This is a genomic window from Flavobacterium adiutor (assembly GCF_048282555.1).
GTDB lineage: Bacteria > Bacteroidota > Bacteroidia > Flavobacteriales > Flavobacteriaceae > Flavobacterium.
In genome coordinates, this window is record NZ_CP182487.1 from 3165492 (window position 1) to 3184350 (window position 18859).

Annotated in this window: 14 protein-coding genes; 6 read left to right on the forward strand and 8 right to left on the reverse strand. The window is 34.1% G+C overall.

Annotated elements, in window-relative coordinates:
- Window positions 1-128: 128 nt before the first annotated feature.
- Window positions 129-1031 (forward strand): IS982 family transposase, encoded by a 903-nt coding sequence (locus ACNC7R_RS13265; RefSeq protein WP_417943122.1) that lies wholly within the window; start codon window positions 129-131, stop codon window positions 1029-1031.
- Between the two features lie 108 nt (window positions 1032-1139).
- Window positions 1140-1859, forward strand: coding sequence for a phospholipase A (locus ACNC7R_RS13270; protein WP_417941554.1), 720 nt, complete (start codon window positions 1140-1142; stop codon window positions 1857-1859).
- A gap of 108 nt (window positions 1860-1967) precedes the next feature.
- On the opposite strand, the gene ACNC7R_RS13275 is transcribed toward ACNC7R_RS13270, so the two are convergent.
- On the reverse strand, window positions 1968-2474 hold the full coding sequence (locus ACNC7R_RS13275) for a GNAT family N-acetyltransferase (RefSeq protein ID WP_417941555.1): 507 nt from the start codon (window positions 2472-2474) through the stop codon (window positions 1968-1970).
- Window positions 2475-2851: 377 nt separating this feature from the next.
- Here ACNC7R_RS13275 and ACNC7R_RS13280 point away from each other — a divergent pair, with 377 nt between their 5' ends.
- Window positions 2852-4234, forward strand: a complete 1383-nt coding sequence (locus tag ACNC7R_RS13280; RefSeq protein ID WP_417941556.1) for an MFS transporter — start codon at window positions 2852-2854, stop codon at window positions 4232-4234.
- A gap of 156 nt (window positions 4235-4390) precedes the next feature.
- On the opposite strand, the gene ACNC7R_RS13285 is transcribed toward ACNC7R_RS13280, so the two are convergent.
- From ACNC7R_RS13285 to thrA, 5 genes are all read right to left on the reverse strand, one after another.
- A complete protein-coding gene (locus tag ACNC7R_RS13285; protein WP_417941557.1) occupies window positions 4391-5278 on the reverse strand; it encodes a hypothetical protein in 888 nt (295 codons plus the stop codon).
- Window positions 5278-7434 (reverse strand): NACHT domain-containing protein, encoded by a 2157-nt coding sequence (locus ACNC7R_RS13290; protein WP_417941558.1) that lies wholly within the window; start codon window positions 7432-7434, stop codon window positions 5278-5280. The genes ACNC7R_RS13285 and ACNC7R_RS13290 overlap by 1 nt, the downstream gene beginning before the upstream one ends.
- Before the next feature lie 307 nt (window positions 7435-7741).
- Complete coding sequence (gene thrC / locus ACNC7R_RS13295; RefSeq protein WP_417941559.1) at window positions 7742-9034, reverse strand: threonine synthase; 1293 nt, start codon at window positions 9032-9034, stop codon at window positions 7742-7744.
- Between the two features lie 341 nt (window positions 9035-9375).
- A complete protein-coding gene (locus tag ACNC7R_RS13300) occupies window positions 9376-10299 on the reverse strand; it encodes a homoserine kinase (RefSeq protein ID WP_417941560.1) in 924 nt (307 codons plus the stop codon).
- 96 nt (window positions 10300-10395) lie between these two features.
- The gene (thrA, locus tag ACNC7R_RS13305) at window positions 10396-12843 is read right to left on the reverse strand and encodes a bifunctional aspartate kinase/homoserine dehydrogenase I (RefSeq protein WP_417941561.1); all 2448 of its coding nucleotides are present in this window, start codon (window positions 12841-12843) and stop codon (window positions 10396-10398) included.
- Window positions 12844-13393: 550 nt separating this feature from the next.
- On the opposite strand from thrA, the gene hutH reads away from it, so the two are divergent.
- Genes hutH through ACNC7R_RS13320 form a run of 3 tightly spaced genes read left to right on the forward strand, consistent with a single transcriptional unit; the run spans window position 13394 to window position 16972 of the window.
- Complete coding sequence (gene hutH, locus ACNC7R_RS13310; RefSeq protein WP_417941562.1) at window positions 13394-14908, forward strand: histidine ammonia-lyase; 1515 nt, start codon at window positions 13394-13396, stop codon at window positions 14906-14908.
- A gap of 48 nt (window positions 14909-14956) precedes the next feature.
- Window positions 14957-15601, forward strand: coding sequence for a DUF47 domain-containing protein (locus tag ACNC7R_RS13315; protein WP_068843093.1), 645 nt, complete (start codon window positions 14957-14959; stop codon window positions 15599-15601).
- Between the two features lie 30 nt (window positions 15602-15631).
- Window positions 15632-16972: an anion permease gene (locus ACNC7R_RS13320; protein WP_417941563.1), complete on the forward strand. Its 1341-nt coding sequence runs from the start codon at window positions 15632-15634 to the stop codon at window positions 16970-16972.
- 108 nt (window positions 16973-17080) lie between these two features.
- Here the strand turns inward: ACNC7R_RS13320 and ACNC7R_RS13325 are convergent, their stop codons facing one another.
- Window positions 17081-17830, reverse strand: a complete 750-nt coding sequence (locus ACNC7R_RS13325) for an acyl-[acyl-carrier-protein] thioesterase (protein ID WP_417941564.1) — start codon at window positions 17828-17830, stop codon at window positions 17081-17083.
- A gap of 79 nt (window positions 17831-17909) precedes the next feature.
- The gene (gene miaA, locus ACNC7R_RS13330; protein ID WP_417941565.1) at window positions 17910-18830 is read right to left on the reverse strand and encodes a tRNA (adenosine(37)-N6)-dimethylallyltransferase MiaA; all 921 of its coding nucleotides are present in this window, start codon (window positions 18828-18830) and stop codon (window positions 17910-17912) included.
- Window positions 18831-18859 lie beyond the last annotated feature (29 nt).

The following is an 18859-nucleotide window of genomic DNA, read 5'->3' on the forward strand; positions in this document are numbered from 1 at the left end:
AAATATTTATTGATTTTTACTATCTTAACGTGAGTTCGATATAAGGAAGTAAAAAATATTTGGAAAACAGAGATGGTTTTTGTATATTAATGTCTGACAAACAACTAATTACAATTAAAACCATCCCTATGTTATCCAATGCTAAAATTACAGAAATTTACTTTATTATAGACGAATTCTCGAAAGAATTTGATAAAACCATGACTGCTCATAGCTTAAATGAAAAAGATTCTCCAAAGAAAAGAAACCGAAAATTTACGATGACTGATAGTGAAGTTATGACTATTTTAGTGCTTTTCCACGCTATGGGTTACAAAAATTTGAAGCATTTTTATTTGTTTTATATTGGGAAGCATTTGAAAAAAGAATTCCCAAACCTTGTTTCCTATAACAGATTTGTAGAACTTCAAAAAAAAGCTATTGTGCCAATGGCGCTATTTTTGAAAACTTGTTGTTTGGGACAATGTACAGGAATTTCTATTATTGACTCAACCCCTTTACGATCATGCCATATTAGACGAGAAAAACAACACAAAACATTTAAGGATTTAGCAACAAAAGGGCATACTTCAACAGGATGGTTTTTTGGATTTAAGTTGCATTTGATTATAAACGACAAAGGAGAAATTCTTGATTTTATGCTTACTCAAGCCAATGTTGACGATAGAGAACCATTAAAAAGCAACAACTTTCATAAAAGAATATTCGGAAAACTTTTTGGAGATAAGGGATATATTGGAAAAGATTTGTTTGAACAACTTTTTATTGATGGAGTCCATTTGGTCACTAAAATCAAAAAGAATATGAAGAATAGTATAATGCTTTTACAAGACAAAATTATGCTTAGAAAACGATCATTAATCGAAACTGTTTATGATCAATTGAAAAATATTTGCCAAATAGAACATACAAGACATAGGAGTTTTGATAATTTTATAACAAACTTACTATCAGGACTTATAGCCTATTCTTTTTTTCCTAAAAAGCCTTCTATAAATGTCGATTTTGAAAATAACAGACTTGTTGCTTAAATATTCTTATATCGAACTCACGTTATCTTATTATCAATCCCGGTTAATTCTCAAATTCTGGAAACTATTTTAGAACCTAAAAAAAATTTTAGGGCAGCAGATTCGCTGTTGAAAGAACCCAGTTTTTCGGTTCACAGAGACAATTATTTTTTGACAGGAATTCCAATCAATACACATGTTACCAGCGATAATGCCGATGTTAAATATCAGGTAAGTTTTAAACTTAGATTGAATTCAGAGCCTTTGTGGGGAGGCTTTTTTCCTTATTTGATGTACACCCAAAAAGCTTTTTGGGATATTTATGCTAATTCAAAGCCATTTTCAGAAATTAATTTTAATCCGGGTATAGCTATTGTTCGACCTTTTTATTTAAAAGGTGAAAGACTGACCTACGGAGCAATCTCATTCGAACACGAATCCAATGGAAGAGATTCTATTTATTCACGAACCTGGAACATGCTTGCTTTCTCTTTAAAATCACAGATTTCACCACGCTGGGTAGTGGGTCTGAGAGGTTGGATTCCGCTTGTGGACAAGGAAGACAATCCCGGACTGACGAAATATGTGGGTTATGGCGAAGCGAGTGCTACTTATCAGATACAGCCGGGGCGATGGAGTGCAGACATTCTTTTCAGAAAAGGAAGTGGTCTGATCAATTACGGATCTTTACAGACGCAGGTAAACTGGAGGCCCTACAAAAACGAAAATTATTACCTCACGCTTCAATGGTTTGTAGGCTATACAGAAAGTTTAATCGATTATCAGGAACATAAGAGCATGATACGTTTAGGATTTACGATAAAGCCTGAGAATATGGGGATTTTTTAGGTTACCAACTGCTTCTTATTATATCTTTATAATATGAACTTTGCGACCTGGAATATTTTCAGACCAACTTTTTAAATGAACTTATATCACTTATATGGTGAAAAAAAATCATAGAGTTTTCTCCAAATAAATAAACTCCAAAGGCTCATCAGAAACCGTAACATGAATATCACTCACAGGAAAAGCCTCACGCTCACCTGTATCCACATAACCATGGCGTTTGTACCACGCAATAAGTTCCTCCCGAACCGAAATAACCGTCATAATAATGCTGGATAATCCCAAAGCTTTCGCCTGTTTTTCGGCTTCGGCTAAAAGTTTTTTCCCGATGCCGCTGTTTTGCAGTTCAGGCGAAACGGTCAGCATTCCTAAGTACAATTGATGTTCTTTTTCTACCAATAAAACCGAACCGATAATCGTATTATTCTCTGTGAATTTCAGAATCGTATTTTTTGGTTCCAGAAAGATTTCGGTCATTTCGGCTTCGTCGGTTCTTTTTCCTTCGAGCAAATGCGCTTCGGTTGTCCAGCCTTTTTTAGACGTTTCGCCTCTGTAAGCGGAGTTGATTAGGGTTACTAATGCGGGAATATCTTCTAGTGTTGCTTTTGTAATCATTTTTTTGTGAAATGTAAGGTTGAATTCAATAAAAAAGCAAAATTACAATTTCATGAAGAATAAAAGAGAATGTATTTCAAGTTTGTGTAGTTAAAAAATATAAGAAAAATATTTCAATTTATATTTGAAGAATGCTTTTAGAAAACATATTTGCTCAAAAAAACGACTGAAATAAACTTCAGTCGTTTTTATGTGGTGAATTGTTTAAAATAGAATTAAATACTTAAGTATAAATACTTATTTTTTCAAAAAACTGCGTTTTAGCAGTTTTTATTCCAAGTTAAGCTTATAATTTTGCTGTATAAATAAGTAAAATACTTAGAAATAAGTTTGATGCTTAGAAAAATAAACAGTACTAAACGATTAATTTTTTTGATATGAGTTCAATTTCAACAAATCAACCGCTTTCGAGTTTAAATATTTTTAGTGGCAAAGGAGTTCAGATGCGTACCTTCCACATTACATGGTTAACATTTTTCTTTTGCTTTTTTGCATGGTTTGGTATGGCATCGCTTATGCCCATCGCCAAAGAGCAATTGCACCTGACAAAAGACCAATTAGGTAACATTCAGATTGCGTCGGTATCGGCAACCATTATCGCCAGATTATTAATAGGCCGATTAGTCGATAAATTTGGACCAAGAATAATTTATACCTGGTTATTACTGATTTGCTCCGTACCAGTATTATTGATTGGTATTTCACAATCGTATGAAAGTTTCCTGTTTTTTAGATTGGCTATCGGAGTTATTGGTGCTTCTTTTGTGATCACACAGTTTCATACTTCAGTAATGTTTGCGCCGTCCATTAAAGGAACTGCCAATGCTACAGCAGGAGGATTCGGTAATGCAGGTGCCGGTTTGGCTAATATTACCATGCCTCTTATTGCAGCAGGATTCGTGGGATTAGGAGTGTGTACTAAGGAAGACAGCTGGAGATATGCCATGATTGTTCCCGGAGTACTATTATTGGTTTTTGCTTTTTTATATTTCCGATTTACCAAAGATTTGCCAAATGGTAATTATAAAGAACTTGGAATAGAAACAACCAATAAAGAAAACACCTTTATGCTGGCTGTAAAAGACTACCGTACCTGGGTTTTGACCATTGCTTATGCAGCTTGTTTTGGAGTTGAAATCACGATTGATAATTTTGCCCCGATTTATTTTACAGATACTTTTGGTGCTAGTTTGAAAACGGCAGGAATCTGCGCAGGTATTTTTGGATTAATCAATCTTTTTGCAAGACCATTAGGCGGAATCGTTGCCGACAAAGTAGGTAAGAGATATGGATTTTCAGGGAAAAATTTATTGCTTGCATTACTGCTTCTTGTAGAAGGTCTTGGTGTTATTTTCTTTGGTCTGACAAATCAGTTAGGGGTTGCTATATTTTTAATGTTCTTGTTTGGAATGAGTTTAAAAATGGCAAATGGAGCAACTTATAGTCTTGTACCTTTCGTAAATCCAAAAGCGGTAGGTAGTGTTGCCGGAATTGTAGGAGCAGGCGGAAATATAGGGGCGATGTTGATTGCTTTCCTGTTCAAAGCTAAAGCTGTTAAATTTACTAAAGATGTGATTGACGAAAGCGGAGTATCACAAACCAAGGATTTGATTGATTACACTAGTGCTTTTTATGTATTGGGAATCATTATTCTGGTAACTGGATTTGTAGTTTTGGCTATAAAACTTTTAGTTAAAGATAAAGAAGAAGAGAAATTACCTGCAGCTGTAAATTTAGCTTATCAAACAGTAAAATCTTAAATCTAAAAAATAGAAATAGTAAATGTTTTTGTTTAAAAAGAAAGGTTGTCCAGATTAGGACAGCCTTTTTTTGCAATATTTTATAATAAGTTTAATTAGAATGCTAACGAAAGAGTTTCGCTAGCTTCCATTCCTAGGTAATTTTAGAAGCAGCTTTTAGGTATTGTCTTTTATTAAACTAGGTGTTAGGTCGGTTATTTTATGATTCTTCAACTCGATGTGATTGATAAAATAAACAATATTACTAAAAGTTATTGGAAATGAAATTTCAACTTTTGATAGTTCATTTATGATATTATTTCTATCAGCTTTTAATAATTGTTTAGCGACAACAGAATTTTCATTTAGTAGCTGTTTTAATTCACTTTTTAAAACAGTTGATTGAAATTTTAGCCTATATTTATTTCTCAACATAGCTTCCCAATTTTTTTCTTTGAAATGTTGATATGCTAATTCACTAAATAAAGATTTCATCGCTAAATCATTTACTTCTAAATTAGCATAAATACCATTAAGTAACCTTTCTTTTTCGGAATGTCTGGCCCATTCGTCTTTTGATTTATATCTCAAACTATGATCTATTTCGTGCCAACCTTCTGATAAAATTGTTCTTAGTTGAAGTTCAAAAGTATGATCACATAATCGGAGTAAATCGTTATCAGTTATTTTTACAATTTCCTCAAAAGTTTCTTTATGTTTCTCATCAAATCCACAAATAATATTAGTTCGTTTCGGCTTAAAAACTGTTGGCTCAATCACATCAATTTCCTCACAAACATATTTAAAAATATCAGATACAATTTCTTTTACTAAAGCAACATCATCGTAAAAGTAAGTCACAATTCGTATACCAATAATATCTTGCATTTTCTTACCATCAATCGAGTAAGGCTTTTCTTCTGATTTTTTTCTATCTATTTTTTCTTTGATTGAATTAAAATCCTTTACTCTACTAAATATTCTATACAAGAGACCGACTTTATCAAGTCTTTCACATATTTTTGAACAAATATCTTTTTCTATTAATTGTAAATCTCTACTCATTAGTTTCCGATATGATTTAAAAAGTTCATTGCTTCTCTTGTGATGAATCCAACATCATCCTTAAAATGTAAATATTCCTTACGAATTAGTGTATCTATAACACTATTTATTTCTTTTTCTGAATATTCATCTAAACGTTGTTTAATAACTGAAAATTTCCGTGGTTTAGGCCTTTTTTCATCAACTTGTAAAAACTGTAGAAGAACCTTTTGTTCTGTCAAAGGATTATTGTTTTCAATAGTATTTTCATCTTTATCTTTGCAATAGAGTGTATTTATTTCATTAATGAAATTATTATTATCTTGACAAACATAAATTGCAAAATCTTCATAGACGATAGGCGTTCTGTCTTCCAATTCGCAGCTATAAAATTTACAATTTTGAAAAGACGATTTTTGAAAAGATGTTATTTTAAAAATACAATTTTCAAAGGTAATACCTGCAAAAACACAGTTTTCAAAAGTGTAATTAGTAAAGTTTAATTCTTTAATTGTTCTATCACTAAGAAAAAGAGAGTTGAAATTTCTTTTAATTTCGTTTTTTAAAAAGTAATCCGCATCAAAATAAAATACAGAATCATATTCAAAATCATTTGAATTATAAATATCCCATAATTTACTTCTCTTTTCATTACTTTGAATTCTTGAAGCTTCTATGGACTTTTGAGCAAAATCTTGAGGAACTACTTTAGTGAAATTTGTTTTATAGTGCTCTTGAAATTTTTCTAAAATCAAGTTTTCGCTTAATAAAAACCCAAAAATAAAATCATTAATAAAACCAACATTTCCATCAGTTCGCCGGTCTAGAAAAACGTGATTTGATAAAGTTTCTGTAAGTTCCTCTATAGTAGGCTTTACAGTTTCTTTATATTCTTTCAAGCTCGCTTGTAATATTTTGATATTATATTCCTTTATAAAATCCTTAATAGTTTCCTTTGTTTCAGCCGTAAAATTATATTCAGACATGAAACGATTAAGTTTTCTGAAAATTCTAAATTGGGTTTCATTATCCAATTTCAAATTTTGTCTTTGTTGTTCCCTTGTAAGCAAGTAATCGAAATATATATCAATCAATGTACTTTCTTTTGACGATAAAAATTCTTTCAATTTTTCTAAAGGAATATTTCTAAGATATGAAAGGAGAACTGGATTAGAAATTTGATTAATCGGAAAGCCGTTATCTTCAATAATACTGTATCTATCAGAAGTTAACCAATTTTCAATAGTTGGTTCTTTTATTTCAAAACGTGCAAGTGAAAAACTTTCTATTGAAGAATTTATTGTTTCAATAAATTCTTCGCTATTTAAAATGGCAGTTTTTCTTGACGTTATTACTATTTTTGCATCGTTTTGAAGAAGATCAACAATCGTCGATAGCATACTCTCCACATCAGTTTTATTACTATCTCTGGTAATTAACTCATCAAAACCGTCAATAATCAATGGAATACGACCTTTATAAATTTGCTCAAGCACAACGTTCTGTTTAATCCCATTAGGAAATTGCTCATCTATTTCCTTTAAGAGAATATGTTTAAAAATACGAGCTTCTCTATTCCTAGATAACTCAGTAAAAAATGGTAGTATTCTGGAATTTTCTACTGTTATACAATTCAAAATTTCGTTTGCAGTACAAGTTTTTCCGAACCCTGCTGGTGCCTCAATAATAATAAACAAGGCTCCTTTCGTTTGTGTGAAAAGTTCATTTATTTTGGTTATAATACTATTGTCAGTTGACGAGTAAGATTTTGCTTCTACAACTTCTCCAAAATTATTTTGTAAAATAAAATCAAAATCGCTATCAATATATTCATATCTACTGTTATCTGGTAAGTTAAGTAGTTGCTTCTTTATAAAATTTTTGTATCTATTTTTTAATTGGTTACCTAATGGTGTTTTGATAAAAAAACCTTCGAATAAATATTCCTCAACTTCATCCAAATTTTTGACAACTTTCAAATCAGTAGCATAACCTAACTCTGAAAATTCATTTTTGAATTCAGTAACGTCTGTATTTTCGTCAAAAGAAATTATTTCAGCGGCATGATACATTCCATATTGCAAAGTGTAGATTCTTACTTCTTTTGTAGAACTTTTGGCAATTTTATAATTATAGGATTCAAACAATTTATCTACCAAGTTAAGTTTTTCGGTCATAATTTCTCTGGCGTTAATTAGTTTGTAAAGTATTGGTTTATTTTGTTTTATATTAATTGTTTTAGAAGTACTAAAATATACTTAATTTATTACCGCTTTTAATATAATAAACAAACAGTTGTACATAAAAAGGCATTGTATTATTTTCAAATATATGTTTTTTCTTCTTGCGAATTTAAAATTTGATATTGAATCGTCTTCTAATTTTTTCCAAAGAACAAAATCAAATTGTAGTTTAAACTAAATTATTTAGCAAAAAAAAACGGCTAGAATAAATCTCAGCCGTTTTTTTGTGTCTATTAAATTATTACCCCAAGAACGCCTTCAACTCCTCATAAGTCCCAATCTTCGTACTTACTTTCTCCTCATTAATAACACTCTCAATTTGAGTAGGAATCGGAAGTGTAATTCCCAAAGCAGGTTCAACCACATCTAAGAATTTAATTGGGTGGGCGGTTTCTAAGAAAATACCAATGGCGTTCGGGTGTTTTTCCAGTTCTTTTTTCAAACCTAAATAACCAACAGCGCCGTGCGGTTCTGCGATATAACCTTCGGGTAGATTGTAGATGTGTTTCATTGCTTCAAGAGTTTCTTCGTCGGTGTAGCTATATGAAGAGAAATCTTTTTCAAAAGCTTTTAAGTCATTATTGTATAATTCCTGAATTCTAATAAAGTTGCTTGGGTTTCCAACGTCCATTGCGTTAGAGATGGTTGCTTTAGAAGGTTTCGGGTCGTATTTTCCGTTTTCTAAGAATCTTGGCACAGTGTCGTTTACGTTTGTCGAAGCAACGAAATGCTCAATTGGTAAACCTAATTTTTTTGCCATAATTCCGGCACAGATATTCCCGAAGTTTCCGCTTGGACAAGAGAAAACCAACGGTTTGTTTTGGCTCTTCAACGCTTTGTAAGCAAAGAAGAAATAAAACATCTGTGGCAGCCAGCGCGCAATATTAATAGAATTCGCCGAAGTCAGGTTTTTGTGTGCCAGAGTTTCATCTAAAAACGCTTTTTTCACCATATCCTGGCAATCATCAAAAACACCGTCAACTTCAAGTGCTTTAATGTTTTGCCCTAAAGTAGTCAATTGTTTTTCCTGAATATCGCTCACTTTTCCTGACGGATATAAAATGACAACATCAACACCATCAACGCCTAAAAATCCGCTTGCAACCGCTCCTCCTGTATCTCCGGAAGTCGCTACTAAAACCGTGTTTTTAGAATCTTTTTTGTCTTTGTTGAAATAACCCAGACAACGTGACATAAAACGTGCTCCAACGTCTTTAAACGCCATTGTAGGTCCGTGGAATAATTCTAACGAATAGATTCCGTTTTCGACTTTCACCACCGGAAAATCAAAAACTAAAGTTTCAGCAATGATTTCTTTTAGTTTTGCTGCAGGTATTTCGTCGCCAACGAATTGTTTAATCGCTTCAAAAGCGATTTCTTCGTGGCTTAAACTTTCGATTGTATCAAAAAAAGAAGGATCAAGCGGTGTAATACTTTCCGGGAAATATAATCCTTTGTCAGTGGCTAATCCTTGTATTACAGCTTCCTGAAAAGAAACTTTTGGGGCATTATGGTTTAAACTGTAGTATTTCATTTTTATTTTAGATTTTTAGACTTTAGATTTTTAGATTTTTAGAAAGTAAATTCCAAATATTAAAATTCTAAATTCCAATAAATTATGTTTTACTATTTTAATCGCCTTTTTTGTCATTTCGACGGAGGAGAAATCTTCGCAAGTAACTCCGCAATGCGAATCCAATCTTTGTCGAGCTTCTAGTGGAGATTCCTCGTTCCTCGGAATGACAAACTGAGCGTGACATACTTTGTCGCTCAATTTGCGTGTGCTTCGATTCAGCTCAGCCTGACAACGTTTTGTATAAGTCTTAATACTTAATTCTTCGTACTTAATACTTTTTACAATTCACATCTCACATTTTACAAAACGCGTACGCCATCCGGATTAATCTTCGAAACGTGAATCTCATACGGTAAATTCATTTTCTCGTAAACCTCGCTCATGGCTTTTGCGATTTTTTCGGCGGTTTCTTTTCCTCGGCTTAAAGCGAAAATCGACGGACCAGAACCTGAAATTCCAGAACCTAAAGCGCCGTTTTCATAAGCCGTGTGTTTGATTTGATCAAATCCGGGAATTAAAACACTTCTTAAAGGTTCTACGATTTCGTCGTGAAGCGATCTTCCAATCAACTCATAATCTTTGGTATAAAGACCTGCAACCAATCCACCCACATTTCCCCATTGCATGATGGCGCTTTTTAGGGAAACGTTTTGTTTCAATACCGAACGAGCGTCAGAAGTTTTCAACTCAATTTGCGGATGAACCACCGTTGCATATAATTCTTCCGGACTGTCAATTCTGATAATATCAAGCGGAGCATAACTTCTTACCAACGTAAATCCTCCTAAAAGTGCAGGAGCAACGTTGTCAGCATGCGCGTTTCCGCTGGCTAATTTTTCGCCCTGCATTGCAAACTGAACCAAATCTTTACGGGTATAAGGTCTGCCAAGCAATTCATTGATTCCGAAAACCGCTCCGGCAGAACTGGCAGCACTACTTCCGATTCCGCTTCCGGCTTTGATGTTTTTGTAAATTTCGATTTCAAATCCAAAATCCAGTTCGTCTAAGGTGGCCAACATTGCCAAAGCTGCCACACCCGAAACGTTTTTCTCGGTTTCAAGAGGCAGATCGGCACCCACAATTTTAGTAATCCGAACGCCTTTCTGATCTGATTTTCGAACAATCATTTCATCACCCGCATTGTCTAAGCAAAGTCCCAATACGTCAAATCCGCATGAGAGGTTTGCGATAGTTGCCGGGCAAAATAGTTTTATTTCTTTCATTTTTGGTTGTTTCAGGTTTCAGGTTTCAGGTTTCAAGTTTAACCTCAAGGTTCGCAAAGTTTGGCAACTTGAAACATGAAACTTGAAACAAAAAAATTATATATTTCCAATTCTAATTACATCCGCAAAAATTCCTGAAGCGGTAACGGCAGCACCCGCACCTGCTCCTTTAATCAACAAAGGCTGATCTGCATAACGATCGGTGTAGAAAAGCACGATATTGTCTTTTCCTTCCAAATTATAGAAAGGGTGATCGTTTGGAATAAACTGAAGACCTACATTTGCTTTTCCGTTTTCAAATTGCGCTACAAATTTTAGGCGGGATTCTTTTTCGTTGGCTTCTTTTAAAAGATTTTCAAAATGCGAAGCATGTGTAATCAATGATTTGAAAAAATCTTCGTTATTTATGGTCTTCATGCACTCGTCTGGTAAGAACGAAAGATTTTCTATGTCTTCGATCTCCATTTGGTAACCGCTTTCACGAATTAAAATCAGGATTTTACGCGCTACGTCGATTCCGCTTAAGTCGATTTTCGGATCCGGTTCTGTGAATCCCTGAACTCCGGCTTCTTTTACTACATCGTGGAAAGAATTATTCTCATCAAAATTGTTGAAAATAAAGTTCAGACTCCCGGATAAAACCGCCTGAATTTTGTGCACTTTATCGCCTGAAGCGATTAAGTTTTTAACCGTATCGATAATTGGTAATCCCGCACCCACATTCGTTTCAAACAAAAATGGAGCGTTGTATTGGCGAGATAAGTTTTTTAGTTTTTTATAGTTGTCGTAAGCAGAAGAACAGGCAATTTTGTTGCAAGTTACAACGGCAATGCTTTCTTTTAAGAATTTCTCATACATTTCAGAAACGCTTGCATTAGCCGTAATATCTACGAAAATACTGTTTCTTAGATTGAGTTCTTTGGCACGTGCGATAAATTCTGTTGGAATTGTGGCTTCTCCTTTATCTAAAGTTGCCTGCCAGTCTTTGAGGGAAATTCCGTCTTCGTCAAAAATCATTTTTCTGGAGTTCGACAAAGCAATCACACGAACATTGATTTTTAGCACCTCTTTTAAGAATTTCTTCTGGCTGTGAATCTGCTCGATAAATTTCTCACCCACATTTCCAACTCCCATTACAAACAAATTCAACTGTTTGGTGTTTTCTTCGAAGAAGTTTTCGTGTAGTGTATTGAGTGCTTTTTTAACATCTCTTTCGTTAATTACGGCAGAGATATTTCTTTCAGAAGCTCCCTGAGCAATAGCACGGATGTTTACATTATTTTTTCCTAAAGTACTGAACATTCTTCCGCTCAGACCCTGGTGGTTTTTCATGTTTTCGCCCACTAAAGCAATAATGCAAAGGTCTTTTTCAACAATACAAGGATCGATTTTGTTTTGTAAAATCTCAACTTCAAATGCTTTATTGATGGCTTCTTCCGCATTATCAGCATCCGAATTTAAGATTCCGATACAAATTGAATGCTCAGAAGATGCCTGAGTGATGAAAATAACATTGATTTTTTCGTGTGATAAAACCTCAAATAAACGTTTTGATGAACCTGAAACACCAATCATTCCCGGGCCTTCTAATGTCAATAACGAAATATGATCGATATGGCTGATCCCTCTCACAGCTGCCCCATTTGAAGGCGCCTGATTTGTAATTAAAGTCCCTTCTGCTTCCGGTTGAAATGTATTTTTGATCAGAATTGGAATGTTTTTTCTTAAAACCGGCTGAATTGTTGGCGGATACAACACTTTCGCACCAAAATGAGACAATTCCATTGCTTCCTGATACGAAATTGCAGCAATTGGCTGTGCCTGTTTTACGATTTTTGGGTTTGCAGTAAACATTCCGTTTACATCAGTCCATATTTCCAGTTGTTCTGCATCAAGAGCTCCGGCAATAATTGCGGCAGTGTAATCAGAACCGCCTCGTCCTAAAGTTGAAGTGATTCCGTCTAAGGTCTGAGCGATAAAACCCGGAAGAATATTGATTTTTGATTGATTAGAAGCAAAATATTCCTGAATTAATTGGTTAGAAATTTCGAAGTTAACGACCGCTTTACCAAAATCAGCATTTGTTTTAATTAATTCACGGCTGTCTTTATAAACAGCATCTTTACTGATTTGCTGATACGCCTGTGCAATAATATAAGAAGAAAGTAATTCACCGAAACTCAAAATCGTATCTGCAGTCCTTGGAGATAGTTCTCCCAAAAGGAAACACCCATCCAGAAGAGTCTCTAAATGATTGATGATTCTTTTAATGTGGCTTAAAAGACTGCTTTGTTCACTAACCGGAATAAGTTCTTTTAACGTTTCAAGGTGTTTTTTCTCGATTTCAGCAACGATATCCCTGAAGCTTTCGTCGTTTTCAGCTGCTTTTGCTGCAGCCAGTTGTAACAAATCGGTTACTTTACTTAAGGCAGAAACTACTACAACGAGTTTATCATTTTCAGCTTTTTGTTTAACTATTTCGAGAACGAGTTTTATATTTTGTGCATTGGCAACCGAAGTTCCGCCAAATTTTAATACTTTCATTTTTGATGTTTTTTCTTTTATGCAAATATTTTTATGTATCCAAAGACTTTCTTCTTTCAGGAAGAAAGGTATAGATAATCAGGATTATATGTAAAAATGTATACCCCTAAGGGGTAGTAATTGTTGTAGTAGTAACTGTTGTAGCAGCAATAGCAGCTCCTGTTTGAGCTGTGATAGAAGATTGATATTTTATGCTGTTACGTTTCATTTTTGATTTTTCAAAAGTACAGTTTTTTATAAAAGTTAAAAAGCTGAATTACGTTTTTGCGAATATTTTAATAATTCAAGTGATAAAAAATCAATATTGAGTATTTATTAAAATTAGCCATATTAAGCTGTTTTTTTGATATATTTTAGAGTGAAATTTATTTGAGTTGTAAATTTGTTTTTTGAGTGAATTTGCTTTAAAATACGTATTGTACTTCTTATATTGACATTGTGAATGAAGTAATTTTGAAAAATCACTTCATTGTAAATTTTAATTATTGTGATAAAATATTGCTTTTTAATATTGATTTGTTGAATTTTGATGTTTCAATTTGAAATCACCATGAGGGAAATCCATTATATTAGTACTGAAACCATAACTTTAGAGACATTACAGGAAATTTTAACTTATAATAAGGCATTGGAATTATCTGAAGAAGCAAGAGTAAATGTTCAGAAATGCCGCGATTATCTGGATAAAAAAATGGCCTCAAATCCGGAACCTGTTTATGGAATCAATACTGGTTTCGGATCGCTTTATAGTGTAAAAATTTCGAATGAAAACTTATCTAAACTTCAGGAGAATCTCGTTAAGTCCCACGCCTGCGGAACTGGAGAAGAAGTTCCTGCTGAAATTGTTAAACTGATGCTGCTGCTTAAAATTCAGTCTTTGAGCTACGGACATTCCGGAATTCAGCTGCAGACATTAAATAGACTGATTGATTTTTATAATAATGATATTCTTCCCATTATATATACACAAGGTTCCCTTGGAGCTTCTGGAGATTTAGCGCCTTTAGCCCATTTATCTTTGCCATTATTAGGTCAGGGCGAAGTTCATTTTGAAGGAAAAAGAATGTCCGCTGCCGAAGTTTTAAAACATTTTAACTGGAAGCCGATTGTATTACAATCGAAAGAAGGTTTAGCTTTATTAAACGGAACGCAATTTATGGGAGCCTACGGAGTTCATATTTTGATTAAAGCTTATAAATATTCGTATCTGGCAGATTTGATCGGAACGGTTTCTCTGGAAGCTTTTGATGGAAGGATTGAACCTTTTAACGAACTGATACATTTTATTCGTCCTCATAAAGGTCAGATTATAACGGCACAGCGAATAAATGAGTTTTTGGAAGGAAGCGAAATTATCACACAGCAAAAAAAGCATGTTCAGGATCCGTATTCTTTCCGTTGTATGCCTCAGGTTCACGGAGCTTCAAAAGATGCGATTGATTATGTTCGAAAAGTATTCAAGACCGAAATTAATTCAGTTACCGACAATCCAAATATTTTTATCGAATCTGATCAGATTATATCAGGCGGAAATTTTCACGGACAGCCTTTAGCTTTAGCGTTGGATTTTATAGCAATTGCGCTGGCTGAATTAGGAAGTATTTCTGAAAGAAGGACTTATCAGTTAATTTCGGGACTTCGTAATCTCCCTGCATTTTTGGTGGATAATCCGGGACTCAATTCAGGATTTATGATTCCGCAATATACCGCAGCAAGTATTGCCAGTCAAAACAAACAGCTGGCAACACCATCAAGTGTAGATAGTATTGTTTCGAGCAATGGCCAGGAAGATCATGTGAGCATGGGAGCAAACGCCGCTACAAAAGCCTTGAAAGTTATGGATAATTTAGAACGCATTCTGGCAATCGAGTTATTGAATGCTTCTCAGGCTATAGCCTACAGAGAGCCTTTAAAATCGAGTGATTTTATCGAAATATTTTTAAGTAGTTACAGAGAAATTGTGCCTTTGGTTAAGGAAGACAGGATTTTACATTATGATATTGAAAAGACAATTTTGTTTCTAAATAGTTTTCAAATAGAAAACGATTTATTAACAATGGCTTAACATTGTAAAGCTTTATTGAAGTAATTTTGCACTATCAAAAATATAAAAATGTCAATAAACAGTATTTTCCAATTTTTAGTGCCGAAAGACAAGAAGTTCTTTCCACTTTTTGAAGAAGCTTCAAGCAATTTAATTGAATTAGCTTCTAATTTACATGAAGCTGTAAACCTTCCATTAAAAGAAAGAGAAATCCTTTTTCAAAAGATTGATGAATTAGAGCAAAAAGGAGAAGATATTACTCGCCAGACTAACTTAGAGTTAAGCAGAAACTTCATTACTCCATTTGACAGAGAAGATATTCACACATTAATTACTTCGATTGACAACGTTGCAGATTACCTACATGGTGCATCAAGCCGTATGAGGTTATATCAGGTAGATAAGATTACGAAATCTATCCGAAAAATGACGGAAATCAACCTTGAGGCGTGTCAAAATATTGACAGTGCTGTAAAAGAACTGAGAAATTTAAAGAATTTTAAAGTTATTAAAGATGCCTGTTCCAGAATTAATAAATTGGAAAACAAATCTGATAACGTATATAACAAAGCAGTTTTTGAAATTTTTGAAAACGAAACAGATGCTAAAAACATTATTAAGTATAAAGAAGTGCTATCTGTTTTAGAATCAGCAACCGACAAATGTAAGAGTGTTGCGAATATACTAGAATCTATTTCTGTAAAACATTCTTAATTCAATTTTTCATTCTGAAGTTATAATTTTATGACGCTACTTATAATTATTATAGTATTAGCCTTAATTTTTGATTACATCAACGGTTTTCATGATGCGGCAAATGCTATAGCGACTGTTGTTGCAACAAAGGTTTTAACGCCTTTTCAGGCCGTTCTTTGGGCAGCATTTTTTAACTTTCTGGCATATTGGGTTTTCGGATTTGGAGTTGCAGATACTGTTGCTAAAACAGCGCACACAATGGAAATTAACCTTGTAGTGATTTTAGCCGGGGTAATAGCCGCAATTTGTTGGAATTTATTGACCTGGTGGTTAGGAATTCCTTCCAGTTCATCCCATACTTTGATTGGAGGTTTTGCAGGAGCGGCTATTGCACATGCCATTGCAGTTCACGGTTTTTCAGGTTATGCCGGAGAAGACGGAACCACACATTACTGGTACGAAATCGTAAGCTGGTATAAGGCAGGAAAGGATGGCGGAATGCCTTCGGGTGTTATTATCATTATTGCTTTTATTGTATTAGCGCCACTGTTGGGTGCATTAGCCTCTTATTTGATATCAATTTGGTTATTGAATGCTTCACGAAAAAGTATCTGGCCTAAAATATTTACAATAGCTTTGATGATTGCAACGATTTGGTTTGTAAAAGTTCAAATGGTTTCTTACGAAGAGATTGTTGAGCATGGAAAGCCTCGTTTTGAGTCTCACTTTTGGAGCGTAGCTTTTGATGCACATAATATTAAATGGTTTTTAGTCGCTTTTATTATTCTTACTGTTAGCGCTTTCTGTTTGCTGTTCAGCAGTTTGAATTTACATCAGGCTGATGCCGCTTTAAAGAAAATGCAATTATTGTCTTCGGCAGCTTTTAGTTTAGGTCACGGAGGAAATGATTCGCAAAAAGTTATGGGTATTATTGCAGCGGCTGTTGCAGTTTATATCAATACAAATCCGGGAGTTCACATGGATTCATGGTTAGATGTTGTTTTGCCAAATGATGACAAGGGAATTAAAGGTGTAATGCCAGGCTGGATTCCGCTGGCCTGTTATTCTGCAATTGCTGCGGGAACTTTGAGCGGTGGCTGGAAAATTGTAAAAACAATGGGTTCTAAAATCACAAAAGTAAGTTCGTTTGAGGGTGTTGCTGCTGAAACTGCAGGTGCTTTGACACTTTACTTTACTGAGCATTTAAAAATTCCGGTAAGTACAACACACACTATTACAGGATCTATCATTGGGGTTGGATTAACGAAACGTGTATCTGCTGTTAGATGGGGAGTAACTGTGAGTTTGATCTGGGCATGGGTATTAACGATTCCTATTTCGGCTTTATTGGCAGGATTGGTTTATTTTATTCTGAGTGTTTTTATTTAAAAGTAAAATGATTATTGTAAAATGTGAGAAGTAAAATCGCGTTTTGATACATATAAAAAAAGCTGGTTTCTTAATTGAAACCAGCTTTTTGTTTTTTGCTATAAAGACTTATGTTTTCCAGTTTAGCTGTAAGGCAAAACAGGTTTTTTCTCCTTTTGTGATGCTAAAAGTAGTAGTGGAGTTATCTTCAATATCGCTTTCGTGGATTATTACAGTATCTTTTAAGGAAAGCTCCTTCATGAAATTCATTTCAAAGCTTTTTACTTCCTGTTTCAGAATTCGTTTTGGATTAACATGATCAAGACACCACTCAAGATATTTAACGTTATTCACATGGTTTACAATATCCAAATCTGATAAATAAACAGTTTTTTCGAAGACAGCTTCTTTTTCGTGATTGATATTGATTTTTGAAAAACCTTCTGTTGTGGCTCTTTTATCTGGAAATAATTCAAAATGCTCGTAAGGCAGTGCCAAAGCTTCGGGGCGACGTAATTGTGTGTTAAAAACAGCCCAGTAGGTTTCACAGCCCACAATCTTTTTTCCGTTAACAAACATTTCAAGCGCACGCACAGAACGTGAATTTTCAAGACTGTTAATCCATGTGGTTACCGTTACAATATCGCCTGATTTTGGCAAATCTGTAATCTCAACGCGCATCCGGCTTAAAACCCATGCCTGATGAAACTCCTGCATATCATAAAAGCTGATACCTCCAATTTCAGAATGTGCCGCCGCCGTTAATTGTAAAATATTACAGAGATCAGTATATTTTAAAGAACCATTTGGGGTACATTGTGTAAAATTGATTTCCCAGTCTTTGCTTAGAATGGATGTGAAGTTTGGTGATATTGGCATTAATTTAGACTTCTTAGATTGTTGGACTTCTTAGATTTTAGATTTTTTGAAAATAAATAAAGAGCAAAGAAAAAAGATTTTATTTTACAATTTCCTCAATATAATTTATAATTACTTTTCTGTCTTCAGCATAATCAAACCATTTGGTGTTTTCATTTCGTTTGAACCACGTTAATTGTCTTTTAGAAAATCGTCTGGTGTTTTTTTTGATTTCGTCTATAGCGAAAGGCAAAGTGAATTCTCCGTCAAAATAACTGAATAATTCTCTATAACCCACAGTTTGAAGTGCATTTAACGCTTTATTAGGATATAAGGATTTGGCTTCTTCCAGTAAACCTTCGTTCATCATACTATCAACACGCTGGTTGATTCGGTTGTAAATTACTTCTCTGTCAGCTTCTAAACCAATAAGAACAGGCATAAATTCCCTGTTGTTTTTCTTTTGATTTAAAAAGGAGGAGTATGGTTTTTTAGTTCCGATACAAACTTCAACAAAACGCATCATTCTTTGCGGATTTTGAAGGGTCTGTGGATTTTCTAAAGTGATTTTTTGAAAGTAATCAGGATCCAGGTTTTTCAATTGTTCCTGAAGATATTCGATTCCGAGTTTTTCGTAGTTAAAATTAACTTCTGAACGTACTTCTGGATTGATTTCCGGAAATTCATCGAAGCCTTTCAACACAGCATCGACATATAATCCAGATCCTCCAATCAGAATAACGAAATCATTTTTTTGGAATAATTCTTCTAGTTTTAAAAGCGCTTCTTTTTCGTAATCGCCAACCGTATAATTTTCGAAAATCGATTTGTTCTGGATGAAATGATGTGTTGCTGATTGCAATTCTTCCTGATTTGGAACAGCTGTACCGATGCTCATTTCTTTAAAAAACTGACGGCTGTCACAGGATATTATTTCACAATTAAAATGTTTTGCCAATGCAATGCTTAAGGCTGTTTTGCCTATGGCTGTTGGTCCGACAATGGTAATTAGGTATTTCATATGTTTTTTTAGCCCGGATGGAAATGAAA